Source organism: Mycolicibacterium aubagnense, assembly GCF_010730955.1.
GTDB lineage: Bacteria > Actinomycetota > Actinomycetes > Mycobacteriales > Mycobacteriaceae > Mycobacterium > Mycobacterium aubagnense.
The window spans coordinates 2,029,638-2,051,484 of record NZ_AP022577.1 but is presented as its reverse complement, the minus strand read 5'-3'; the positions used below and the strand labels follow the sequence as shown (position 1 = coordinate 2,051,484).

Sequence of the window (21,847 nt, the reverse complement as noted above, 5' to 3'; positions counted from 1 at the left end):
GGCGGGCCATGAGATGAGAGCGATGGCAGGCGTCGGGATGCCGGCGGCGCTCCCCACGGTGGTCACCGCTGCGGATGGCGTCGCCAGGTGTCGGTGGGCGACTGAAACGGGCCGGGATTTGCGGACCTATCACGACCGGGAATGGGGTGTGCCGACCCGCGATGACACTGCCTTGTTCGAGTTACTTGCATTGACGTACTTCGAGAACGGGCTGTCGTGGGCGGCCGTGTTCGACAAGCGGAACAGCCTACGTAACGCGTTCCGCGGATTCGCACCAGCGTCCGTCGCCGCGATGACCACCGATGATGTCGAGCGATTGATGGCTGACACCAGCATCATTCGCAACAGGCGAAAGATCGAGGCCACCGTGCACAATGCCCGGCTGCTGTCGAAATACTCGCTCTCGCAATTATGCTGGCAGCATGAACCACGGCAGCGTCATCGGCTCAGGAGCTGGGATGACGGCCGGATGGCCAGCCCTGAGTCCATTCAGCTGTCAGTGGCGTTGCGGGAAGCCGGGTTTCACCTGGTAGGTCCGGTCGTCGCGCACTCGTTCATGCAGACCGCGGGAATCGAGAACGGCCATTTCGAAGGTTGCTTCCGGGCCTAGCCGGCGCTATTCGGTGCGGGCAAGCGGAGCCAGGATCAGTCGGCACGCCAGCTGAATCTCGTCCTCGGTCTCGTCGGCGGAGATTCGCCCGTTGAGGCTGGACTGCAGGATTCCGTGCCAGGTGTGCTGGACCAGGCGCATCAGCGAAATATCCTGTGGCCCGGGATCATCCACCCCGCAGATGGTCAGCAGCATGCTGCGCACCTGGCGGTCGATATGGCCTACCTCGGCCACGGCCGTCGCGTCGGCGGTGTTCAGTGAGTTGAGCATGGCGGCCGTCAGGTGGGGCTGCCGCAGCATCGGACGCGTGGCGCGCGACAGGACATCGAACACGCGATCGGCCGCGGTACCGGCGGGCGCCTTCCGGCGGTGGATTCCGTCCTGCATCCGGTCCACGCGGTCGGCCATGAGGCCGACGAACAGGTGGGTCTTCGACGGGAAGTAGCGGTACAAGGTGCCGAGCGCGACGCCGGCGGCGCGGGCGACCTCGTTCATCTGTACCTGGTCGGCGGGTTTCTGTGCGGCCAGGGCCGCGGTGGCCTTGAGGATCGCGTCGCGACGCTGCTGCTGCACGGCGGAGCTGGGCTCAGCGGCCGGGCGGGGTTCGGCGATTCTTGCCAAGGTGCAGCTCCTTCTTGGGTCTGGAGCGAATTCTAGTTGTTGGGTAGAGTCCAAGAACTGAAATTGATTCTAGTAGCCTCTGGAGGTTCGGACATGCCACGATTCACCCGGGACGAGCTGATGGCCGCGCTCGAGCACTACACCAAGGTCGTCGAGGTCTGTTCGAGCACCGGTGACTGGGCCCCGTTCGCCGATCTGTTCACCGAGGACGTGCACTATATCGAGCACGCCTACGGCGAGATGCACGGCCGCGACGCCGTCCGCGAATGGATCGTGGGCGTCATGAAGCCGTTCCCGCACATGCGATTCCCGCACACCTGGGTCGCGATCGACGAGGAGAACGGCGCGATCGTCACCGAGATCATCAACGCCCTTGACCATCCCACCGAGCCGGGCAAGGTGTTCGGTTTCCCCAACATCACCCGCCTCGTCTATGCCGGGGACAACCTGTTCTCCTCCGAGGAGGACGTCTACAACCCCGTCCGCGATGCCCCGAGGGCGGTGGGCGAGTGGCTCCAGGCCGGCGGAGTCATGCAGGCCGAGCCGATGGCCGCCAAGCATGGCTGATGCCGTGAAGCTGGTGTACGCCTTGTGGGGCGCGGGTTTGGACACCGCCCTGCAGTCGAGGCAATTGCACGTTCTACTGCGGGCCGCGGGCGTGAACCGGTTGCAGATCAACGTCGACGACGCCGACGTCGAGGTGGCGATGCTGCGCATCACCGCCTTCGACAGCCCGGTGTCCGCGGTGGTCAGTGTGTGGACCGACCCCGACACTGACCCGGAGCCCATTTCCGACCTGCTGGCCGCGATCTCTCAGCGCAGTGCCGGCTGGGAGGTCGAGGAGACGGTGCGCCTGGACCCGCCCAGCGTGGAAAACGGGGTCCGGACAACGGCATTGGCGCAGATCGGTTTCCTGCGCATCCCGGCCGGGCTCGATCCGGCCGACTGGCTCGAGATCTGGCAGGGGCAGCACACCAGCGTCGCCATCGACACCCAGGACACGTTCGGCTATGTGCAAAACCGGGTGCTGCGGACGGTGCACGGCACCGAGCGGGTCGACGCCGTCGTCGAGGAACTGTTCCACATGGCGGCGATGACCGACGTGCACGCGTTCTACGGCAGCGGCGGCGACGAGGCCGAACTGCAGCGTCGGATGACGCTCATGGTCGAGAGCGTGATGCGCTTTGGCGCCCACACCAATCTGGATTCGGTGCCGACCAGCAGGTATTGCTACGCGTTGTAACCGTCGAATGCGGCTCTAGTCGCCGTGGATGAGGTCGCGGATGTCTCCGTCGACGGATTCGTCTGCGACGAAGAGCAGCTCATCGCCGTCCTCGAAGCGGTCTGCTGATTTCGGCACGATGATCCTGGTGCCGCGCTGCACCGTCACCAAGAGGGTGTTCTGCGGCAACGTCATGTCCCCGAATGTGCGCCCGATCAACGGACTGTTGGGCGGCAGCGTGAACTTTGTCAGATTGGCGTGACCCTGGCGCAGCCCCATCAGTCGGACCAGGTGGCCGACGTCGATGGCGCCCTCGACGCCGACGGCCATCGCGTGCGGCGTGGACACTGCGACGTCGACACCCCAGTCGTCGGTGAACAACCACTCGTTGGCGACGTTGTTCACGCGCGCGACCACCCGCGGCACGTGGAATTCTGTTTTGGCCAACAGCGCCATCGCGAGATTCGCCTTGTCATCGCCGGTTGCGGCGATCACGACGTCGCACATCTCGATGCTGCACTCCTCGAGCGAGGCCACCTCGCAGGCGTCGGCCCACAGCCAGTCTGCCTCTGGGACCGTGTGCGGTTCGTACTTGTGGATGTCACGCTCGATCAGCAGGACCTTGTGGCCGTTGGCGACGAGTTCCTGCGCCACCGACCGGCCCACCGCGCCGGCGCCGGCGATAGCGACGCGCATGCCCCGGGTGCTCACGCAGTCATTGTCACCCACCGGCCGGATACATTTGGCTCGGCCGTGGCCGCAGACCTGAACGGGGACCGATGACGCTGGAGGAGATGAACCGGGTACTGCTCGTCGGCGCCCTGGTGCTGCTGGCCAGCATCGTCGCCACCAGATTGGCCACCCGGGCCGGACTCCCCAGTCTGTTGCTGTTCCTGGGCGTCGGCGTGCTGGTCGGCGAGGACGGCATCGGACTGCGGTTCGACGACGTCACGCTCGCGCGCGATCTGGGCACGGCTGCGTTGACGATCATCCTCATCGAAGGCGGTCTCACCACCCAGTTCAGTGACGTCCGAAAGAGCCTGGCCCCGGCGGCGGTGATGGCCACCCTGGGCGTGGCCATCAGCACCGTGGTCACCGCGGCAGGAGCGCATCTGCTCCTCGGCGTCCACTGGCAGCTCGCGCTGCTGCTGGGCGCCATCGTCTCCTCGACCGACGCAGCGGCGGTGTTTTCCGTCCTTCGGGTGCTGCCGCTGCCGCGGCGGCTGGCTGGTCTCCTGGAAGCCGAATCCGGTCTGAACGACGCGCCGGCCGTCATCCTGGTCTTGATGTTCAGCGCTGTTCCGCTGCATTTCGAAGCAGGGGAGGCGCTGCTCAGCCTGGTATATGAGCTGCTCGCCGGAGCCGGGATCGGCGTGGTGTGCGGCTACCTGGGTGCCGTCACGCTGCGCCGGATCGCGCTACCCGCGTCGGGTTTGTACCCGCTGGCCACCTTCGGTCTGGGTACCGTGGCCTTCTCCGCATCGGGAGTGGCGCACGCGAGCGGATTCCTCGCCGCGTACGTGACGGGCTTGGTACTGGCGAATTCCGGGTTGCCGCACCGGGCCGCCACCCGATCCTTCGCCGAAGGGCTGGGCTGGCTGGCGCAGATCGGGCTGTTCGTCCTGCTCGGGCTGCTGGTCACGCCCAGCCAGCTCGGTGACGACCTGATCCCGGCCGTCCTCGTCGGTCTCGTCTTGCTACTGCTGGCCCGACCGCTGTCCGTGGTGTTGTCGCTACTCCGCTTTCGAGTGCCATGGCGCGAACAAGCCTTCCTGTCGTGGGCAGGGCTGCGCGGTGCGGTGCCGATCGTGCTGGCCACCTACCCGATCGTCACCGGCGTCCCCGACAGCCACCGGCTGCTCAATATCGTGTTCGTGCTGGTCGTGGTTTTCACGCTGGTCCAGGGGCCCAGCCTGAAGCCGATCGCGCACTGGCTCGGGCTCATCCGGCGGGACATCACCCGCGAGCTTCAGGTGGAGTCGGCGCCCCTCGACGTGCTCGACGCCGAGCTGCTGACTCTCACTGTGTTGCCGCAGTCGCGGCTGCACAACGTGACGGTGCTGGAACTGCGACTGCCTGACCCGAGTGTGATCACCCTGATCATCCGCAAGGGCCATACCTTCGTGCCGCAGCCTGACACTCGACTGGAAGCCGGTGATGAGCTGCTGATCGTCAGCACCAGCACCACCCGGGAGGCCACCGAGCGCAGGCTGCGCGCGGTGAGCCGCCGCGGGAAGCTTGCCTATTGGTTCGATGAATACGGTGAGCCGGACTAGCAGATTCGGGGCAGTTGCTCGCCGATGGGCAGGTCGACCACCCGGGTGCCGCCGAGGGCTGTTCGCGCGACGACCATGCCGGGATGTTCGGCGACACACCGGCCGATCACAGCGGCGCGTGTGCCGAGCGGGTGACTGCGCATCGCGGCCAGCACGAGCTCGGCGCCGTCGGCGGGCACGACGGCCAACAGCTTGCCCTCGTTGGCCACCTGGAGCGGGTCCAGCCCGAGGAGCCCGCACGCGTCCCGGACCTCGGCAGGGATCGGGAAGGTGCGTTCGTCCAGGGCCATCCCGACGTGGGCCGTCTTCGCGATCTCGTTGAGTGTGGCGGCGACGCCGCCGCGCGTCGGATCGCGCAACACGTGAAGGTCGACGCCGGTCTCGATCATGGCAGCCACGAGACCGTGCAGGGGCGCGGTATCGCTGGCCACCGTGGTCGCGAACGTCAGCCCTTCGCGACAGCTCATCACCGCGACGCCGTGCACGCCGATGTCGCCGCTGACGATCACCACGTCACCGGGTGCGGCCCGCTGCGGACGGATATCCACCCGCGGATCGACGACGCCGATGCCCGCGGTGTTGATGAACACGCCATCGCCGTGACCGGAATCGACCACCTTGGTGTCGCCGGTCACCAACTTGACCCCGGCTGCGAGCGCGGCCGTGCCGACGGCCTGCGCCACGTGTGCGATCTCCTGCAGCGCGGTGCCCTCCTCGAGGATGAATGCCGTCGACAGCGCCAGGGGTTGTGCACCCGCCATGGCGAGGTCGTTGATGGTCCCGTTGACCGCGAGGTCGCCGATGCTGCCGCCGGGGAACGTCAACGGCTTGACCACGAACGAGTCGGTGGAGAACGCCAGCCGCACACCACCGACCTCGATGACGGCCGAGTCGCCCATACCGGCTTCGGCCGCCGGGCCGAATGCCGGCAGGAACAGATGCTCGATCAGCTCGGCCGACATCGCCCCGCCGCCACCGTGCCCCATCACGATGTTGGGTGCGTCGCGCAAGGGGGTCGGGCACACCCACGACTCGATGTCGATCTCAGGCATGTGTCACCTCGAGTCGCCGGTAGAGGTAGTAGGCGGCGCACGCGCCCTCCGAGGAGACCATGGTCGCGCCCAACGGGTTACGCGGTGTGCATTCCTTGCCGAAAGCGGCGCACTCGTGGGGCTTGATGAGGCCTTGCAGTACCTCGCCCGAACGGCACATGACCGATTCGGCGGTGCGAATTCCGGTGACGGAGAACCGGTACTCTGCGTCGAACTCGCGGTAGGCGGGGGACAGGCGCCAGCCGCTTCGCGGGATCATGCCGATGCCACGCCACGTGCGATCGGTGACCTCGAAGACGTCTTCCAACATCGCCTTGGCCGCCGTATTGCCTTGCGCCTGAACAGCTCGCGGGTAGGCGTTCTCCAGCTCGTGGCGGCCGGCCTCCAGCTGAATCACCGTGCGCCGGATACCTTCGAGGATATCCAGCGGTTCGAAGCCGGTGACCACGATGGGGATTCGGTATTTCTCGGTCAGCGCCGGATATTCATCGGTTCCCATCACGCAGCACACGTGCCCGGCGGCGAGGAACGCCTGTACGCGGCACGTCGGCGACTCCATGATCGCCGCGATGGCCGGCGGCACGAGAACGTGTGACACCAGCAATGAAAAGTTCTTGATACCAAGACGTTTGGCTTGGTACACCGTCATCGCATTGGCGGGCGCGGTGGTCTCGAACCCGATGCCGAAGAACACCACCTGCCGGTCGGGGTTCTCCCGTGCGATCGTCAACGCATCAAGCGGCGAGTACACGACCCGGACGTCGCCGCCCTCGCTCTTGATCCGGAACAGGTCTTTCGCGCTGCCCGGCACCCGCAGCATGTCGCCGAACGAGCAGAAGATCACTTCAGGGCGGCCGGCGATCTCGAGTGCCTTGTCGATCATCTCCAGCGGCGTCACGCAGACCGGGCAACCAGGGCCGTGGATCATTTCGATCTCGTCGGGCAGAAGTTGGTCGATACCGTGCCGGATGATCGAATGTGTCTGCCCGCCACACACTTCCATGATCGCCCAGCGTCTGCTGGTGGCCGCCCGGATCTGGTCGATGAGCTTGCCGGCCAGTTCGGGATTACTGAACTCGTCCAGATACTTCATGGTGTCACCTCGGTTGCCTGTCGTGCCGCGATCTCGAACCCGTCCCCGAACTCATCGTTGAGCACGCCGAGGTGCTCGAACTCTTTCAACGTCTTGATGGCCGATTCCTCATCGAGCCGTTGGATGGCGAATCCCACGTGGACGACAACGTATTCGCCGACTGTCGCGTCCGGGATGTACTGCAGGCATACGTCCTTCTGGACACCCCCGAAGTCGACGAGTGACATCAGCGTGCCGTCGCGCTCGGACAGGCTCAGGATTTTCCCCGGAACTGCCAGACACATGGAAGTACTCCTCTTCTCAGTTCGAATTGCCCACCAGTAGTTGGCCGAGCGCGATACCGCCGTCGTTGGGTGGGACCTGACGGTGGGTGATCACCTCAAAACCCTTGGCGCGCAGGCCGCTCAGCGTGAGCCGCAGCAGCAGGGCGTTCTGGAACACGCCGCCGGACAACGCGACGACGCGGATGCCTGCCGCCTCCGATTCCAGTTCGGCGAGCCGTACGACGAGGTCCGCCACGGCCTGGTGGAACCGCGCCCCGATCACGCCGGGCGGAACGGCGGCGCGCTGATCGTCGATGACGGCGCGGAGCACCGGCGCGGGGTCGACCAGCGCCGGGTCATCGGCGACGATGTCGAAGGCGTATGTGACTGCGCCGCAATCTATGCCGCGAGAGATGCCCTCCAATTCGATGGCCGCTTGTGCTTCGTAGCCGGCGGTCTGCCGGACCCCGGCCAGGGCGGATACCGCGTCGAACAGCCGGCCCATGCTGGAGGTCGGAACGCACCCGAGCCCGGTCTGCAATTGGTGCGCCAGGACCCCGCGTTCATCGTCCGGGCAGTGCCGCACTGGCGGCAGGTCGGCACTCCACGGCAGCCCGGCGGCCCACAGGTGCGCGAGTGCCATGCGGTACGGGCGCTCCACGCTGACATCGCCTCCGGCCAGCGGGACATATCGCAGCTGAGCCGCCCGCTGGTAGCCCTTGTAGTCGGCGACGAGCACCTCGCCACCCCAGATTGCGCCGTCGGGACCGTAACCTGTTCCATCGAAGGCGAATCCAATGACCTGACTGTTGCCGTCCAGGCCGTTTTCGGCCATGACGGCGGCGATGTGAGCGTGGTGGTGCTGCACCGTACGGACCGGTCGCCCGTCAGCATTACGGCGCGCCCAGGCGGTGGAGCGGTAACCGGGGTGCGCGTCGGCGACAAGGTTCTCGGGTGCCACACCGGTCAGCTCCTGCAGGTGCCGTTCCGCCGCGTCGAATGCGGACAGGGTGGCCAGGTCATCCATATCGCCGATGTGCTGACTCAGCCATGCATACTTGCCCTCGGCAACGGCCAGGGTGTTCTTCAGGTCGGCGCCGACCGCCAACGTGGGTGCGACGGGTACCGGTAGGGCGACGGGAAGCGGTGCGTAGCCACGGGATCGCCGGATGGGCATCTCGTCCTGGCCGATCATCCGCACGACCGAGTCGTCGCACGGCACCAGGATCGACCGATTGTGCAGCAGCCAACCGTCGGTGAGCCGGGCGAGGCGGTCCGTGGCATCGTCGTCGGTGAAGCAGATCGGTTCACCGCCAAGGTTTCCCGACGTCATCACCAGGACCGACGGGCCTGGTTCGTCGCCCGGCAGCCCGAACAGCAGGGCATGCAGTGGGGTGTAGGCCAGCATGACGCCGATGTCCGGGTTGTGCGGCGCGATGAGATCGGATATCGCGGTATCCGATCTTCTGGCCAGCAGCACGATCGGGCGCTGGATACCCGAAAGCAACTGCGCCGCAGATTCGTCCACCTCGGCAATGCCCCGCGCCGACGCCAGGTCGGCAACCATGACCGCGAAAGGTTTGTCACCGCGATGCTTGCGCCGACGCAGCGTCTGCACGGCCGCCGCGTTGCCGGCGTCGCAGGCCAGGTGGTAGCCGCCGATGCCCTTGACCGCGAGGATCCCACCGTCGCGCAACAGTTTCCGTGCCAGGCTGAGGCCTGCTTCGCCGACCACGGTCTCGCCGCTGTGATCCCGGAAGGTCAGCGTCGGCCCGCACTCCGGGCAACACACGGGCTGAGCGTGGAAGCGACGATCGGCCGGGTCGGCGTATTCGCGCGCGCAGTCGGGGCACATCGGGAAATTCGCCATGGTGGTGGCGGCCCGGTCATAGGGCAGCGACGCGATGATGGTGAAGCGGGGCCCGCAGTTCGTGCAATTCACGAAGGGGTGCCGGTACCGCCGGTTCGCCGGATCGCGTTGCTCGGCCGCGCACTCGTCGCACATCGCGACATCGGGGGAGGCCAGGGTACGACCGCCGGCCGAGTGCGACGTGTCGGTGATGGCGAATCCGGTACCCCCGCATACCGGAATATCCTGTGTCTGAACAGATTCGATGACGGCAAGTGGAGGTGGGTGGTGCTGCAGCCGGTCGAGGAACTCCCTGATGGCGCTGGTGTCACCTTCGATCTCGATGATGGCCCCGGAGCTGTCATTGCGCACCGAGCCGCTCAGCCCCAGGGCCGCGGCAGTGGTGTACACGAACGGCCGGAAGCCGACGCCCTGGACGACGCCGTGCGCGCAGATCCGCAGCCGTCGGCGCGTCACGACCCTGCTCCGTCGCCGTTGCCCATCAGCCTCAGACCTTCGAGCGCCGCCGCGGCCCCTGCCGCGTCGGTCTTTTCGAGCGCGAACCCCATGTGAATGATCACCCAGTCGCCCGCGTCGAAGGTCTCCTCCGGCAACATCCCGACATTCACCTTGCGTGGTTCGCCGGCGACGTCGACGAGTGCGAGCTGGTCGCCGTAACCGTCCAACATTTGGATGACCTGCCCCGGTATGCCCAGGCACATGGCTCAGCCCTCCCGAACCGGAGCGCGGCTGAGTAGTTCTGCGACAACGCTTTCGACGGCGCGGGCCGCGACCGGGACGGCGGCCGCCACGACATCGGAAAGGCCCATCCGATCCTCGACGTCGGCCACTTCGCACCCCACCACCACGGTATGGGGAGGGGCTCCACCGAGTGCGTTGAGACTGGCGAACACTGTTGCTGGATCCATGGCGTGTGCGTCCAGACCCACTGCCGCCGTGAGCGATTGGTGATCGGCCTCGAAGACGTGCACCGCCCCCGGCGTGTCCCGGCACGGGATCGCGTCGACCAGCACCAGCGCATCCCACTCGCCGAGCAGGTCGTAGGCGAGGTGCATGCCCCTGATGCCGTAATCCGTCAGCTGAACACCCGCTTCTGTGGCCCCGACGTGCCGGAGCACCTCGGGGCCGAAGCCGTCGTCACCGAGGAAGATGTTGCCGATTCCGGCTACCAGAATCCGTTGCGTAGCAACGCCTCCCGTCACATCCGCCGCATGCGCAGGTAGCGACGCGCATCCGGGATGGAGCGGACACCGACAACCCCGGCGCCCACCACCGCCGCCGCGACCACGATCACGGCAATCCAACCCACTACTTCCATGGTGATATCCCTTCATTCAGTGGTTCGACTTCGTCGGGTGCGAAGTACAGATATCGGCCGTACCAGTCGTGCATCTCGGCGGCCGGGTCGTCCTCCAGGACGACGCCGATCTGCTGGTCGCCGTCGACCGTCTCGTGGACGCAGGTGACGCGCGCGACCTTGTCGGCGTAGAACAGATCCTGTGCGTCGGCGCGCCGGGACGGGTGTAGCCGGACCCGGCTGTCGCGACTGACTCGCACCCCGTTTACCAACACCGCGTCAAGGGTCGGCGCGACGGCGTTGTCCGCCAGCGGATCCCACCAGTCGACGCCCTCGGGAATCTCGGGTATCAACGATCGGGTTTCGGCACCGGCGTGTGGATTGCGTAGTACCCCATGCAGATTCAGCAGGGCATCCGGCGACATCGCGTCGCAGCGATCGATGATCTCTGCTGCGCGCGGGTCGGTGGCCCGGGCCTGTGTCTTCTCCTGGTCGGTCATCGTCATGACGCGCAGAGTCAGGATCTCGTCGATCTCGGTCGAATCGAAGAGGGCGCCCTCGCTCTGCTCGGCGATCTCCGGATGGTCGTACAGGATGATCGGAGACACCAGCATCAACGTGGTGGTGCCGGGCCGGCCGGCCAGCACGGGGAAACAACGGTGCCGCTGACAGCGCCCGACGGCGTCGGCGGCCGATTCCGGCGGTTCCAGCATCGAGACGAATTCACCGCTGGTGACCTCGGCAATCAGGTGGGTACCGATCAGGGATCGTGCGATCGTACCCTCCTTATCTGTCGCTGGCTCAACGACATTGCGTACCTCGAGGGTGACGCGCAGGAGTCCATCGTCGGCCTCGGACCGCACCGTGACCTCGGCGCGCAGCTCGGCGCGGGTCCGGACCAATCTGCCACCGTCGATGCGCTCGACGTCGCTGCCACCGGCAACGACGACCGGCAGCCGCTGCGGCGTGGACAGGTCCGATTCCGTGAACGGTCCGAATGACAGCTCGCGTTCGACGGCCTCATCCCAGCTGAGCCAGGTGCGGCCGGCCACGGTCAGCTCGTCGACTGGTGCGAACTCGCCGCCGGTGTCCCGTTCGACCGCCCGGTGTTGCAGCTGCAGGAACCGGACCACGATGGTCAGAGCCGTATCGGGCCCAGGGTGCACGAGGAGCTGGGCCGAGAGGGTGTCGTCCTCGCCGAGCCCGACCTCGGCAGCGTGCGGCGGACCGAGCACGCCGAATTGCCAGCGGGACTGGTTCTTTCCGGAGGTGGCCCGGTAGGGGTAGAGCAGATAGCCCTCGTAGAGCACCGCATCGGCCACGGCCCTGGCCTGCTCCCACGCGGCAGTCATCGGAGATCCTGTGCGGCTTGGGCGGTCAGCAGTGCCATGACCGTGTCGTCGAGCCCGAGCAGCGCGTGCCGGGCCTTGTAGTCGACCAGGGCGTCGATGGTGTCGTGGTGCAACCTGATCCAGCCGGTGTGTGGGTAGTGCAGGTCGATGAGGGCGCGCCACACCGATACCGGCATGTCGTAGTGGTCCTCGCGGTCCCAGGGTACCGGGGTGACGGCGAAGCCGTGTTGTCCTTTGGTGAAAACAGTGCCACTGAAGAGGAATTGGAGGGGGATGTTGCCGTCGTGCAACGCATGGAAGAACTTGGCCGCGGTGACCTCGACGTCGTAGGTGCATTCCAGCGGGAGGTCGACCTGGGTGGTGCCGGTGAAGCCCTGCACCATGACACTGCTGTGCTGCCACAGGAAGGTGTGCTGGGTGGTGCTCCAGCGGTCGCGGGTGCCGAACAGGTCCAGCAGCGCTGCCGCCTCTTGGTCGGTGTAACCCCGGCGCAGCGGTTCGATACGGATCTGGGCGCGTAACGCGATGGCGTGCACCGGCTCATCGCCGAGCGCCGCGATCCCGACCCGTGCGGTCAGCACCGGAGTCACCGCGTAAGGCTCGGGGAAGACGTCGACGACGGCGAAGGTCACCTCGGTCATCCCGTCACCACCTTGCCGCGTTCGGCAATGGCGTTGAAGTAGTCGTCGACGAACTCGTGGACCTGCTGCCCGCCGTCGAACCCGTGCCACAGCATCCGCAGGCGGCCGACGAACTCGTAACACGCATCGATCGGCACCAGGTGGCATTCGAGGGGGCGCGGATCATCCGGCAGCCGCATGATCAGTGCCTCGGTGTCCGCGGCCAGCAGGTCGACGCGCGGGTCCGCGTCGCGGATGTCGGCCCACATGCCAAGGTCCAGTTCGGATTCCGTCGCGCCGGCCGGTCCCGGATAGAAGGCGACCGTGCGGTCGAGGGACGAGTTGCGGAAGAAGAACGCCAGCCCGACGGGGATCTGCAGGAGCTCCCATTCGCGGCGGCCGAGTGCGAGATCGGGGAAGGTGAGGTACCGATCAGGGACGGCGCGGTAGTGGAGCGCGGCATCGACATCGGTGAACAACAGATAGCAGCCCCGGCAGACGCACAGCAGTTGTCGGCCTTCGATATTCACGACGTGCTGGTGTTCGGCAGCGATCTGCTCCGAGCACATCTCGCACCGCTCGCCCGCCGCAACGGGCGTGGCGCGGGCGGCGCGGATGCGCGCCAGCACGTCATAGGCGCCCGTCATGGCACACCGGCTGCGGTCGGGGTGACTTCCATCGCGACGGACAGCACACCGTCGCGTACCAGCACCGGTACCGGCTCGAGATGTTCGGCGGCGGTGGCGTTGTCGTCGACGCAGATGCCCGCATGCACGACATCGAAATGGGCGTGGCAGCGGGGACACCGCAGCACCGGGTCGGCAGATCCGATGCGGCGATGCAGCGCGGCGCCGGCCAACGAGTCCGCGCAACGTCCGCACCGGTCGCGGTAGACGAACACATTCTCGCCGAGTCGGCACGCCAGCAGCGTCTCGCCGGCCAGCCGGAACCCGCCGACCTCAGCATGTTTCAGGTCGGCGAGCTCCGGCGCCGGATGCCACACCGATCCGGCTCGACCGTCCCGGTGGACCCGGCTCAACAGCGAATCCACCGGGATCACACCGGTTTTGGGTTCGGCCGCCACCACCTCGATCGTGCTGACCTCCGGAGCGGCCGCACGAATGGCGTCCTCGACGGTGAGCTCGAGCGTCACTGCCGACGACGGGCAGCTCTTGCAACTGCCCGCGAACTGCAATCGGACGGCAGCGCCGCCGGGACCGTCGGCGACACTGACCACTGCGACGTCGCCGCCGTGGGAACCGAGGTACGGCCTGACCTTATCCAGCGCGTCCTCGATGCGCCTGCGCGCGTCATGTGGATGCAGGCCGTGTACCAGCAGCAGGCTGGCGATCAGGTCGTCGTCGGTCAACTGCTCGGTGAGCTCGGGATGGCCGGCGAGTAGCCGCATGATCCGTTGCAGCGCAGCGCCGTACAGGTCGGTGACCTCGCCGACCAACAGCTCGGCACGCTCACGCGTCACCGGCCCGGCTGCCGAGCTGGCGTCGAGCAGTGTCTGTATCCGGTCGCCCGCCGTGCGCCAGTGCGCGTCGTCCGGCGCGGCCACAGGCTACTCCCCGGTTACGGACTGCGTCGGGGAGTGCAAGCGCTCCAGGGTTTTTCCGTCACCCAGGTACATGTGCACCCCGCAGGGCAGACACGGATCGAAACTCCGCACCGTACGCATGATGTCGATGCCCTTGAAGTGCTCCCGGTCGTTCTCCTCGAAGATCGGCTGGCCCTGCACCGCGTCCTCGTACGGGCCCGGCGTGCCGTAGCTGTCCCGGGGATTGGCGTTCCAGGGCGTCGGAGGATACGGATGGTAATTGGCGATCTTGCCGTCCCGGATCACCATGTGGTGGCTCAGCACGCCGCGGACGGCCTCGGTGAAACCGCAGCCGATCGCTTCGTCGGGCACCGTGAACTTCTCCCATGTCTTCGTGCGCCCGGCGCGGATCTCGGCGAGTGCCTTCTCCGCGAAGTGCAGTGCGCAGGCAGCCGCGTAGGCCTGGAAGTAGGTACGGGCACGGTTGCGTTCGATGGTGTTGCTGCCGTGCTGCGGGATCTTCCACTCCAGCTCGACGGGTCCCTTGAGGATGGTCTTCGGCAGGTTGATCTGCACACTGTGCCCGGTCGACTTCACGTAGCCGATGTCGACCAGTCCGGCCAGCGCGGTGGACCACAGCCGGGCCAGCGGCCCACCTCCGGTGTCCAGGGCCAGGTGGTCCTTGCCGTCGAACCAGCGCGGTGACATCACCCAGCTGTACTTGTCGTCCATGTCCCGCTTCTGCGGATGCGGGTTGGTGTGCTGATTCCACGGATGCCGGCGATCGACGGGGTTGCCGAGCGGATCGTTCTTCACGAACATCTCCTGGTCGGTCCAGTCGTCGTAATACGAACTGCCCAATAGGATCCGGATGCCCAGGTTGATGTCGACCAGTGAGTGCGTCACCAGTTTTCCGTCCACCACCACACCGGGCGTCACGAACATCGCGTCGCCCCAGCGCTCCATGTCCTTGTAGGCGAAGTTGCACACTTCGGGATCCTGGAAGGATCCCCAGCAGCCCAGCAGGGTGCGCCGCAGCCCGACCTGTTCGTAACCGGGAATGGCCTCGTAGAAGAAGTCGAACAGGTCGTCGTGCATGGGCACGACCTTCTTCATGAATTCGACGTAGCGCATCAGCCGGGTCATGTAGTCGGTCATCAACTGAATGGTGGCGACGGTGCCGACGCCACCCGGGTACAGCGTCGAGGGGTGGACGTGCCGGCCTTCCATGAGGCAGAACATCTCTCGCGTCCACCGGCTGACCTGCAGCGCCTCGCGGTAGAACTCGCCGGTGAACGGGTTGAGCGTGCGCATGATGTCGGCGATGGTCCGGTAGCCGTGGGCATCGGAGTGCGGCGCCAGTGTGTTCTCGGCCTTGGCGAGCACACTCGGGTTGGTCTCGGCGACCATCTTCTCGCAGTAATCGACGCCGACCAGATTCTCCTGAAAAATGTTGTGGTCGAACATGTACTCCGCGGCTTCGCCCAGGTTGACGATCCACTCACCGAGATGCGGCGGCTTCACCCCGTAGGCCATGTTCTGTGCGTAACACGAACAGGTGGCGTGGTTGTCGCCGCAGATGCCGCAGATGCGGCTGGTGATGAAATGGGCGTCCCGTGGATCCTTACCCTTCATGAAGATCGAGTAGCCGCGGAAGATCGACGACGTGCTGTGGCATTCCACGACTTCGCGGTTCTCGAAGTCGATCTTCGTGTAGATGCCGAGACTGCCGACGATCCGGGTGATCGGGTCCCATGCCATCTCGACGAGTTGGCCGGGATCCCGTTTGACCTGTGATGGTTCCGGAATGATCGTTGTCATGGACTTCGCTCCCTAGCAATACCTTTCGCCGTATCGCCGAATCGGCGGCAGGCGGTGAGGGTCCGCACCTACCAGGTGCGGGTCGCTCCCGATTCAAGCTTTGTGCCGCGATGGCGCCAATGCGGTTCTTTGTCGACGGTCCGGCCGGTGATGTGGCGCAGGTTGCGGATGACGGATCCGTACAGGCCCGACGCCGCAGTGGACACCTTGCCGCCGGGCGGTTCATCCATGAAGGGCATGAACTTGTCGGGGAACCCGGGCATGGTGCAGCCGATGCAGATGCCACCCACATTCGGGCAGCCGCCGATACCGTTTATCCAGCCGCGTTTCGGTACGTTGCATTTGACGACCGGACCCCAACAGCCCAGCTTGACAATGCATTTGGGTGATCCGTACTCGTGGGCGAAGTCGCCTTGCTCGTAATAGCCGGCCCGGTCGCAGCCTTCGTGCACGGTCGCGCCGAAGAGCCAAGTGGGCCGGAGCGCTTCGTCCAGCGGAATCATCGGGGCCTGGTCGGTCGCCATGTACAGCAGATACGTCAATGTCTCTGCCAAGTTGTCCGGGTGTATCGGGCACCCCGGCACGCAGACGATGGGAATGCCCGCCTTGCTCTTCCAATCCCACCCGAGATAGTCGGGTACACCCATCGCGCCGGTCGGGTTACCGGCCATCGCATGGATACCGCCGTAGGTGGCGCACGTGCCGACGGCCACCACCGCGGTTGCTTTGGGCGCCAGGCGATCCAGCCACTCGCTGGTGGTCATCGGCTGTCCGGTGGCGGGGTTGTTGCCAAACCCGCACCAGTAGCCTTCGGTGTGTAATTGCTCGTTGGGTATCGATCCCTCGACAACCAGCACGAACGGATCGAGCTCGCCTCGATCGGCCCGGAAGAACCATTCGAGGAAGTCGTCTGCGCCCCCGTTCGGTCCGCATTCGAAGTCGATGAGAGGCCAATGCACGGCGATCTGGGGTAGCCCGGGAAGCGCGCCGAGCGCGATCTCCTCGATGCTGGGCTGAGTGGCGGCAGTCAGCGCCACGGAATCGCCGTCACAACTCAGACCGGCATTGATCCACAGAACGTGAATCAGTGCCGACTCTGCCTTGACTGCTGCCGAAGTAGGCATATCGTAGTTCTTTCCGGGACGGGCTGGGTCCCTACGTCGATCTTTGCGGGATTGGTTGTTCAGTCCCATTCGCCGCAGGAGTCGACGTTCGGCCCGATGCGCGGCGCTGTTTCTCGGTCTACTCCGGGTGCAATGGGTTGTCAACGGGTTACCCCAAGGTGCCAGGCCACCGATATCGGGGATAGCGCATTCGCTGGCCAATTATCATAGGCGTCAATCTGGCTGCGTGTGCACTTGACAGGTCCGTGATTCGAAATTTGCTGAAATTCAAGATGATTCGCCCGGAGGGGTCATGGGGCGGTAGTCGTCGGGTTATTGCCGGACGAACGTGCGCAGCCAATCGAACCAGGCCGCCATGCCTTCGCCGGTCCGGGCGCTCACGGGCAGGATCGTGGCGGTCGGATTGACCATCCGCACGTGGGCGGCATACGTCTCGACGTCGGCGTCGAGATACGGTGCCAGATCGATCTTGTTGAGCAGCACCACGTCCACCGCGCGGAACATCACGGGGTACTTCAGCGGCTTGTCTTCGCCTTCGGTCAGCGAGTAGACCATCGCCTTGGCGTGCTCGCCGACATCGAACTCAGCTGGGCAGACCAGATTGCCGACATTCTCGATGATGACGAGATCCAGGTCTGCGAGCGCCAGGCCCTGCAGCGCCCGATTGACCATCGGCGCGTCCAGGTGGCATTCGCCGCCGAACCCATTATTGGTGTTGATCAGCGACACCTGAGCGCCGCGGCCCCCGAGTTTTTCCGCATCCAGGTCGGTGGCGATGTCACCTTCGATCACGCCGACGGCCACCTCGCCGTTGAGGTTGTCGAGTGAGGCAGCCAGTACGGTCGTCTTTCCCGATCCTGGTGAGCTCATCAGATTGAGTGCTCGGATCCCGTTGCTCTCGAACGCATTGCGGTTGATGTTTGCGCGCATGTCGTTCTCGGCGAAGATCGACTCCAGTACGTCGATGCGCTCCGTTCCGGTCTCGTAGCCGCTGTGGTCCCCGTGTTCGTGACGGTGGTCCCCGTCTTCGTGCGTGTGGACCGTGCCGTCTTCGTGCCGGTGGAATCTACCCATCGTGGCCACCTCTCGCGAACCGCCGCATATCAAGACACGTCCATGGACGTCACCTGGAACTCATTGCCTCTGATCACCGTGACTTCGGCGCTGTCGCACACCGGGCAGCACACCGACCATCGTGACGCGAGCAGCGACTGCTGACCGCACGAGCGGCAGACCACTTCTGCCGGAACCATTTCCAGCTCGAGTTCGGCATCAGGCATGGACTCGTAGTCGCGAATCAGGTCCCAGCAGAACGTCAACGAGTCGGGCACCACCTGCCGGAGGGCACCGACCTGGACCCGTACCACCTCGACGTGTTTGTCGGCTGCGTACGGCCTGACCACACCGGCGATCGCCTGACAGAGCGAGAGCTCATGCATCGGGTCTCACCGCCGCCTCCGCCCGGGCCAGCGCTCGCCCCACCCGCTGCAGGACTGCACCGGAACGTGTTTCCACGCTACGCCCTGCTTCGCTTCTGGCCTAGTGGACTGTCGGCCGCGGCCGGACGAAACTAGCCTCGTAGGTACTCGACCGGGAGGAGGGCCGTCATGTGCCTTCCGGTGGCTGATTGTGACGAGGGCGTCGAGATGTTCGCCCGCTATGCATACGCCCCCAACCATCTCGGCTACTGCGGGCCGCCGGAGCTGGCCGCGCTGCGCGATGCCTCCGTCGATGAGGTGCGGATCGCGGCCCGCAGCTTCTCCGGTGCCTGGCCGTACCTGGAGGTCCTGTCCGGACTGACCGGCATTGCCGACCCGCTGGATCTCCGTCTCGTCGAATCCTATTGGCTCGGCGGGGGTATCGCGGCCGACCTGGATTCCGGTGCTGTCGCGGGTCAGCTGCTCGACGTCATCGGGCGGTTGGCCGGCCGGTACTGGTCGCATCTGACCGAGGACCTCGCCGGCGAGGTCGCGGCCAATCATTGTTTCCACGTGTTCGGGGTGTATCCGTGGTCCCGCTTGCTGGGCAGCGGACTGGACGAGCATCCGTTGCGCGTCCTGGACAACTGCCGGATCACCTGGGGGACGGTGCTTTCCCGCTCCGGCGACCGTGTCGATATCGACGCGAGTGCGCTGCTCTGGGACGGACACCGGCTCCGGTTGTCCGAGCCCTCGCCGCGGCGTCTTGAGGTGTGGGAGGACGGTTACAGCGCCGTGCCCGACATGTCTGCCGGCGATCAGGTCGCAGTGCACTGGGGCCGGGTGTGCGGGCGGCTGACGCCGGCACAGCAGCACGCATTGCGGGACAGCACACTTCGTCAGCTCCGCGTCACCAACCAACGTCTGGAGCGGCACCGATGACGATCACCCCCACTCGCCTCGCGATGGTCAAGGGAGCGCTGAACAGGGACGAATGGCTGCGGATGGCGACCATGATCGGCGTGATCGTGGTGCTGCATCTGGTCGGCTGGGTCACGCTTGCCGCGTTCGTGGCCCCGCAACACTTCAATCTGGGGGACAAGACGCTGGGATTGGGCGTCGGGTTGACCGCATACACACTCGGTTTGCGGCATGCCTTTGACGCAGACCATATTTCGGCAATCGACAACACCACCCGCAAGTTGATGGCTGACGGCAAGCGGCCCCTGTCCGTCGGCTTCTACTTCTCGTTGGGGCACTCGACCGTGGTGTTCGGTCTCGCGCTGCTGCTCTCGATCGGGGTCACGACGATCATCGGCCCCGTTGCGGATGACACCTCGGCGTTGCACCACTACGCGGGGCTGATCGGCACCAGCGTGTCAGGTGTTTTCCTGCTGCTCATCGCGATCATCAACATCGTGATTCTGGTCGGAATCCTGAAGGTGTTCAGAGAGATGCGCTCGGGCAGTTACCAGGAAGCCGAACTCGAAGACCGGCTCAACAACCGGGGATTCCTGAACCGGATCTTCGGCGGCCTCACGAAATCGATCACCAAGCCGGCACAGATGTATCCGGTCGGGGTGTTGTTCGGTCTGGGCTTCGACACCGCCACCGAGGTCGCCCTATTGGTGCTGGCCGGTACCAGTGCGGCCGCCGGGCTGCCCTGGTATGCCATCTTGTGCCTGCCCGTACTGTTCGCCGCGGGCATGAGTCTGCTGGACACCGCCGACGGCACGTTCATGAACTTCGCCTACGGGTGGGCATTTCTGAAACCGGTTCGCAAGGTCTACTACAACATCACCATCACCGGCTTGTCGATCGCGGTCGCCCTCATCATCGGCGGCGTCGAGCTGCTCGGCCTGCTGGCGCAGCAGCTCAACTGGACCGGCGGCTTCGGTGACTGGATCACCGGCCTCGACATGAACTCTCTGGGCTTCGTCATCGTCGGGCTGTTCGTCGTCACCTGGATCGCGGCGCTGTTGATCTGGCGGTACGCCAAGATCGAAGCCAAATGGTCGGCCGATGCTTCGGCTCCGTCGTCGACCGGGTGAGCGGGCGGACCGTCAACCGCAAACGGCCCCACCCAGACGAGTGAGGCCGTCTGCGAAGAAGACCTACGACAAGACCTACGACGCGCGGCGGATGCCCCGCTTCAGCAATAGCTCGCGCTCGCCTTCGCTGAGTCCGCCCCAGATGCCGTACGGCTCGCCGACGGCCAGTGCGTGTGACCGGCACTGAGTGATCACCGGGCAGGCCCGGCACATCTCCTTGGCGCGCATTTCGCGCTGGGCCCGAGCGCGGCCGCGCTCGCCATCGGGATGAAAGAACACCGCGGAGTCGACACCACGGCAAACACCATGCATCTGCCAATCCCACATATCGGCGTTGGGTCCGGGAAGCTGCTGAGGCTGTGGCATTGGGAAATGACTCCTCCCCGCACATCCAATTTGCAATCTGTGGATGTGCGTCGATCTGCAAATGACCCGAGCACTTGTCGCCGATGACATCTCGTGCACACAACGTAGAAGGATTCGGCAAATTCCGTCAATAGCCACGCCCTGTGCGAAACCCCATAAGTGCAGGTCAAGAATTTACATCTCGTTCATCTTCGCGATGCTTTGGAAACGAAACGGCTGGTCCTGAAATGTTCTGTCGTTCCCGAAAACATCGTGTTTCGGCAGTTCACGCCAGTTCGCCACGTCGGTCAATTTGTGGCCGAAATGGATGCAATTGACATGGTGTTAACACGGCGAGCATGAATTATTAACGAACGCCGCCGAACTCGCAGGGCGGGAGAACGGCGCCGTGCCCCGGCGCCGCATTGATACCGTGCTGACTCGATGACCGCAACCGGTACCACAACGCACTCCGCCGACCAGCCAGCTGTCCGTCTATATAACGCCGCATTTGGCAACGACGTGCCATGTTGGCCGCTGCCGGCGGCGCGCTCGCCCGACGAGCTGTGGCTGCGTGCCGTCGCCGCGGGCGGTCAGGGGTACTACGCCGTCGCGGCCACGGACCTCGACTCAGTCGCGCGGCGAGCCAGCGGTTCGTTGCTGTCGCTGGCGCACAGCACCCGCGCCTCGTTTCTCCGGCAGCTCGGCTGGCACCGCCTGGCCCGGGTCGCCGACGGTCGGGCGTGGGCGTTGGTCGCGCCTCAACCCGACGCCGCGCAGGCGCGGGCCGATGCGCTCGTCGGTCTGGCTGCCGACGCTCTCGGGATCGGCCGCTTCGGGGTCGCGCACCGGTTGCTCGAGCGGGCCGCGGCCGACACCGAAAAAAGCGGGGTTCCGCGCCAGCGGGTTCGGCTGGCCTGGGTCAGCGCTGAATTGGCGATGGTCAGTGGTCGGGGCGGGGAGTCCGTCGCTCATGCCGAGCACGCTCGGGAGCTCGTCGGTGACCTGGGCTCGCCACGCCACGCCGTGAAAACCGACGTCGTGTATTCGGCGGCGCTGTGCAGTGCGGGTCGGTTCGACGACTCCCGCCGAGTCGGCGACAGCGCGCTCGACCGTGCCAGGCAATTCGGCTTGGTGCCGCTGACCTGGGCATTGGGCTGTCTGTTGAGCGATATCGGCAGTGCCGAGCACAGCCCGCAGGCCATCGTGGAGATCCGCGACGCCGCGGCCGCAACCGTCCGCGACCGTGGCGGGCGATGGGCGGGATGA

Annotated in this window: 25 protein-coding genes; 7 read left to right on the top strand and 18 right to left on the bottom strand. The window is 65.6% G+C overall.

Features of this window, described 5'->3' with window-relative positions; genetic code table 11:
* Positions 1-22 precede the first annotated feature (22 nt).
* On the top strand, positions 23-610 hold the full coding sequence (locus tag G6N59_RS10110) for a DNA-3-methyladenine glycosylase I (RefSeq protein ID WP_163911208.1): 588 nt from the start codon (positions 23-25) through the stop codon (positions 608-610).
* A gap of 6 nt (positions 611-616) precedes the next feature.
* On the opposite strand, the gene G6N59_RS10105 is transcribed toward G6N59_RS10110, so the two are convergent.
* Complete coding sequence (locus G6N59_RS10105) at positions 617-1,231, bottom strand: TetR/AcrR family transcriptional regulator (protein ID WP_234884373.1); 615 nt, start codon at positions 1,229-1,231, stop codon at positions 617-619.
* Between the two features lie 93 nt (positions 1,232-1,324).
* On the opposite strand from G6N59_RS10105, the gene G6N59_RS10100 reads away from it, so the two are divergent.
* The gene (locus tag G6N59_RS10100) at positions 1,325-1,798 is read left to right on the top strand and encodes a nuclear transport factor 2 family protein (protein WP_138232050.1); all 474 of its coding nucleotides are present in this window, start codon (positions 1,325-1,327) and stop codon (positions 1,796-1,798) included.
* On the top strand, positions 1,791-2,474 hold the full coding sequence (locus tag G6N59_RS10095) for a hypothetical protein (protein WP_138232049.1): 684 nt from the start codon (positions 1,791-1,793) through the stop codon (positions 2,472-2,474). Before G6N59_RS10100 ends, G6N59_RS10095 begins: the two co-directional genes overlap by 8 nt.
* Before the next feature lie 15 nt (positions 2,475-2,489).
* Here the strand turns inward: G6N59_RS10095 and G6N59_RS10090 are convergent, their stop codons facing one another.
* Positions 2,490-3,149 (bottom strand): potassium channel family protein, encoded by a 660-nt coding sequence (locus tag G6N59_RS10090; protein ID WP_138232078.1) that lies wholly within the window; start codon positions 3,147-3,149, stop codon positions 2,490-2,492.
* A gap of 83 nt (positions 3,150-3,232) precedes the next feature.
* On the opposite strand from G6N59_RS10090, the gene G6N59_RS10085 reads away from it, so the two are divergent.
* Positions 3,233-4,729: a potassium/proton antiporter gene (locus tag G6N59_RS10085; RefSeq protein ID WP_138232048.1), complete on the top strand. Its 1,497-nt coding sequence runs from the start codon at positions 3,233-3,235 to the stop codon at positions 4,727-4,729.
* On the opposite strand, the gene hypE is transcribed toward G6N59_RS10085, so the two are convergent.
* The 15 genes from hypE to G6N59_RS10015 form a co-directional block, all read right to left on the bottom strand.
* Positions 4,726-5,781, bottom strand: a complete 1,056-nt coding sequence (gene hypE / locus G6N59_RS10080) for a hydrogenase expression/formation protein HypE (RefSeq protein WP_138232047.1) — start codon at positions 5,779-5,781, stop codon at positions 4,726-4,728. The two genes, G6N59_RS10085 and hypE, sit on opposite strands and share 4 nt — an antisense overlap.
* Positions 5,774-6,874: a hydrogenase formation protein HypD gene (gene hypD, locus G6N59_RS10075; RefSeq protein WP_138232046.1), complete on the bottom strand. Its 1,101-nt coding sequence runs from the start codon at positions 6,872-6,874 to the stop codon at positions 5,774-5,776. The genes hypE and hypD overlap by 8 nt, the downstream gene beginning before the upstream one ends.
* Positions 6,871-7,158: a HypC/HybG/HupF family hydrogenase formation chaperone gene (locus tag G6N59_RS10070; protein WP_138232045.1), complete on the bottom strand. Its 288-nt coding sequence runs from the start codon at positions 7,156-7,158 to the stop codon at positions 6,871-6,873. Before G6N59_RS10070 ends, hypD begins: the two co-directional genes overlap by 4 nt.
* Before the next feature lie 16 nt (positions 7,159-7,174).
* Positions 7,175-9,463 carry a carbamoyltransferase HypF gene (hypF, locus tag G6N59_RS10065; RefSeq protein WP_234884372.1) on the bottom strand — a complete coding sequence of 763 codons (2,289 nt, stop codon included), beginning with the start codon at positions 9,461-9,463 and terminating at the stop codon, positions 7,175-7,177.
* A complete protein-coding gene (locus tag G6N59_RS10060; RefSeq protein WP_138232044.1) occupies positions 9,460-9,708 on the bottom strand; it encodes a HypC/HybG/HupF family hydrogenase formation chaperone in 249 nt (82 codons plus the stop codon). Before G6N59_RS10060 ends, hypF begins: the two co-directional genes overlap by 4 nt.
* A 3-nt stretch (positions 9,709-9,711) precedes the next feature.
* Positions 9,712-10,209 carry a hydrogenase maturation protease gene (locus G6N59_RS10055; RefSeq protein ID WP_234884371.1) on the bottom strand — a complete coding sequence of 166 codons (498 nt, stop codon included), beginning with the start codon at positions 10,207-10,209 and terminating at the stop codon, positions 9,712-9,714.
* A complete protein-coding gene (locus tag G6N59_RS31870) occupies positions 10,206-10,325 on the bottom strand; it encodes a DUF6893 family small protein (protein ID WP_110789080.1) in 120 nt (39 codons plus the stop codon). Before G6N59_RS31870 ends, G6N59_RS10055 begins: the two co-directional genes overlap by 4 nt.
* Positions 10,316-11,656 (bottom strand): hypothetical protein, encoded by a 1,341-nt coding sequence (locus tag G6N59_RS10050; RefSeq protein ID WP_138232043.1) that lies wholly within the window; start codon positions 11,654-11,656, stop codon positions 10,316-10,318. Before G6N59_RS10050 ends, G6N59_RS31870 begins: the two co-directional genes overlap by 10 nt.
* Positions 11,653-12,297, bottom strand: a complete 645-nt coding sequence (locus tag G6N59_RS10045) for a DUF6084 family protein (protein ID WP_138232042.1) — start codon at positions 12,295-12,297, stop codon at positions 11,653-11,655. The genes G6N59_RS10050 and G6N59_RS10045 overlap by 4 nt, the downstream gene beginning before the upstream one ends.
* Positions 12,294-12,923 (bottom strand): DUF5947 family protein, encoded by a 630-nt coding sequence (locus tag G6N59_RS10040; protein WP_138232041.1) that lies wholly within the window; start codon positions 12,921-12,923, stop codon positions 12,294-12,296. Before G6N59_RS10040 ends, G6N59_RS10045 begins: the two co-directional genes overlap by 4 nt.
* Entirely contained in the window at positions 12,920-13,840 is a 921-nt protein-coding gene (locus G6N59_RS10035; RefSeq protein WP_138232040.1) for a NifU family protein, read from the bottom strand. Before G6N59_RS10035 ends, G6N59_RS10040 begins: the two co-directional genes overlap by 4 nt.
* 3 nt (positions 13,841-13,843) lie before the next feature.
* Positions 13,844-15,640: a nickel-dependent hydrogenase large subunit gene (locus tag G6N59_RS10030; protein WP_138232039.1), complete on the bottom strand. Its 1,797-nt coding sequence runs from the start codon at positions 15,638-15,640 to the stop codon at positions 13,844-13,846.
* A gap of 68 nt (positions 15,641-15,708) precedes the next feature.
* Complete coding sequence (locus tag G6N59_RS10025) at positions 15,709-16,764, bottom strand: NADH-quinone oxidoreductase subunit B family protein (RefSeq protein WP_138232038.1); 1,056 nt, start codon at positions 16,762-16,764, stop codon at positions 15,709-15,711.
* Positions 16,765-17,076: 312 nt separating this feature from the next.
* The gene (hypB, locus tag G6N59_RS10020) at positions 17,077-17,838 is read right to left on the bottom strand and encodes a hydrogenase nickel incorporation protein HypB (RefSeq protein ID WP_138232037.1); all 762 of its coding nucleotides are present in this window, start codon (positions 17,836-17,838) and stop codon (positions 17,077-17,079) included.
* Between the two features lie 29 nt (positions 17,839-17,867).
* Positions 17,868-18,203, bottom strand: coding sequence for a hydrogenase maturation nickel metallochaperone HypA (locus tag G6N59_RS10015; protein WP_138232036.1), 336 nt, complete (start codon positions 18,201-18,203; stop codon positions 17,868-17,870).
* Positions 18,204-18,371: 168 nt separating this feature from the next.
* Here G6N59_RS10015 and G6N59_RS10010 point away from each other — a divergent pair, with 168 nt between their 5' ends.
* Both G6N59_RS10010 and nicT read left to right on the top strand, forming a co-directional pair.
* On the top strand, positions 18,372-19,124 hold the full coding sequence (locus G6N59_RS10010) for a DUF6390 family protein (RefSeq protein ID WP_138232035.1): 753 nt from the start codon (positions 18,372-18,374) through the stop codon (positions 19,122-19,124).
* Positions 19,121-20,233 carry a Nickel transporter NicT gene (gene nicT / locus G6N59_RS10005; RefSeq protein WP_138232034.1) on the top strand — a complete coding sequence of 371 codons (1,113 nt, stop codon included), beginning with the start codon at positions 19,121-19,123 and terminating at the stop codon, positions 20,231-20,233. The genes G6N59_RS10010 and nicT overlap by 4 nt, the downstream gene beginning before the upstream one ends.
* 75 nt (positions 20,234-20,308) lie before the next feature.
* On the opposite strand, the gene G6N59_RS10000 is transcribed toward nicT, so the two are convergent.
* The gene (locus G6N59_RS10000) at positions 20,309-20,599 is read right to left on the bottom strand and encodes a WhiB family transcriptional regulator (protein ID WP_029105464.1); all 291 of its coding nucleotides are present in this window, start codon (positions 20,597-20,599) and stop codon (positions 20,309-20,311) included.
* Positions 20,600-21,022: 423 nt separating this feature from the next.
* On the opposite strand from G6N59_RS10000, the gene G6N59_RS09995 reads away from it, so the two are divergent.
* Entirely contained in the window at positions 21,023-21,847 is an 825-nt protein-coding gene (locus G6N59_RS09995) for a hypothetical protein (RefSeq protein WP_138232033.1), read from the top strand.

Coding starts and splice junctions, on each gene's coding strand:
- G6N59_RS10110 (WP_163911208.1), top strand. CDS start 23: ATGGCAGGCGTCGGGATGCCGGCGGCGCTCCCCACGGTGGTCACCGCT.
- G6N59_RS10100 (WP_138232050.1), top strand. CDS start 1,325: ATGCCACGATTCACCCGGGACGAGCTGATGGCCGCGCTCGAGCACTAC.
- G6N59_RS10095 (WP_138232049.1), top strand. CDS start 1,791: ATGGCTGATGCCGTGAAGCTGGTGTACGCCTTGTGGGGCGCGGGTTTG.
- G6N59_RS10090 (WP_138232078.1), bottom strand. CDS start 3,149: ATGCGCGTCGCTATCGCCGGCGCCGGCGCGGTGGGCCGGTCGGTGGCG.
- G6N59_RS10085 (WP_138232048.1), top strand. CDS start 3,233: ATGACGCTGGAGGAGATGAACCGGGTACTGCTCGTCGGCGCCCTGGTG.
- hypE (WP_138232047.1), bottom strand. CDS start 5,781: ATGCCTGAGATCGACATCGAGTCGTGGGTGTGCCCGACCCCCTTGCGC.
- hypD (WP_138232046.1), bottom strand. CDS start 6,874: ATGAAGTATCTGGACGAGTTCAGTAATCCCGAACTGGCCGGCAAGCTC.
- G6N59_RS10070 (WP_138232045.1), bottom strand. CDS start 7,158: ATGTGTCTGGCAGTTCCGGGGAAAATCCTGAGCCTGTCCGAGCGCGAC.
- G6N59_RS10060 (WP_138232044.1), bottom strand. CDS start 9,708: ATGTGCCTGGGCATACCGGGGCAGGTCATCCAAATGTTGGACGGTTAC.
- G6N59_RS31870 (WP_110789080.1), bottom strand. CDS start 10,325: ATGGAAGTAGTGGGTTGGATTGCCGTGATCGTGGTCGCGGCGGCGGTG.
- G6N59_RS10050 (WP_138232043.1), bottom strand. CDS start 11,656: ATGACTGCCGCGTGGGAGCAGGCCAGGGCCGTGGCCGATGCGGTGCTC.
- G6N59_RS10045 (WP_138232042.1), bottom strand. CDS start 12,297: ATGACCGAGGTGACCTTCGCCGTCGTCGACGTCTTCCCCGAGCCTTAC.
- G6N59_RS10040 (WP_138232041.1), bottom strand. CDS start 12,923: ATGACGGGCGCCTATGACGTGCTGGCGCGCATCCGCGCCGCCCGCGCC.
- G6N59_RS10030 (WP_138232039.1), bottom strand. CDS start 15,640: ATGACAACGATCATTCCGGAACCATCACAGGTCAAACGGGATCCCGGC.
- G6N59_RS10025 (WP_138232038.1), bottom strand. CDS start 16,764: ATGCCTACTTCGGCAGCAGTCAAGGCAGAGTCGGCACTGATTCACGTT.
- hypB (WP_138232037.1), bottom strand. CDS start 17,838: ATGGGTAGATTCCACCGGCACGAAGACGGCACGGTCCACACGCACGAA.
- G6N59_RS10015 (WP_138232036.1), bottom strand. CDS start 18,203: ATGCATGAGCTCTCGCTCTGTCAGGCGATCGCCGGTGTGGTCAGGCCG.
- G6N59_RS10010 (WP_138232035.1), top strand. CDS start 18,372: ATGTGCCTTCCGGTGGCTGATTGTGACGAGGGCGTCGAGATGTTCGCC.
- nicT (WP_138232034.1), top strand. CDS start 19,121: ATGACGATCACCCCCACTCGCCTCGCGATGGTCAAGGGAGCGCTGAAC.
- G6N59_RS10000 (WP_029105464.1), bottom strand. CDS start 20,599: ATGCCACAGCCTCAGCAGCTTCCCGGACCCAACGCCGATATGTGGGAT.
- G6N59_RS09995 (WP_138232033.1), top strand. CDS start 21,023: ATGACCGCAACCGGTACCACAACGCACTCCGCCGACCAGCCAGCTGTC.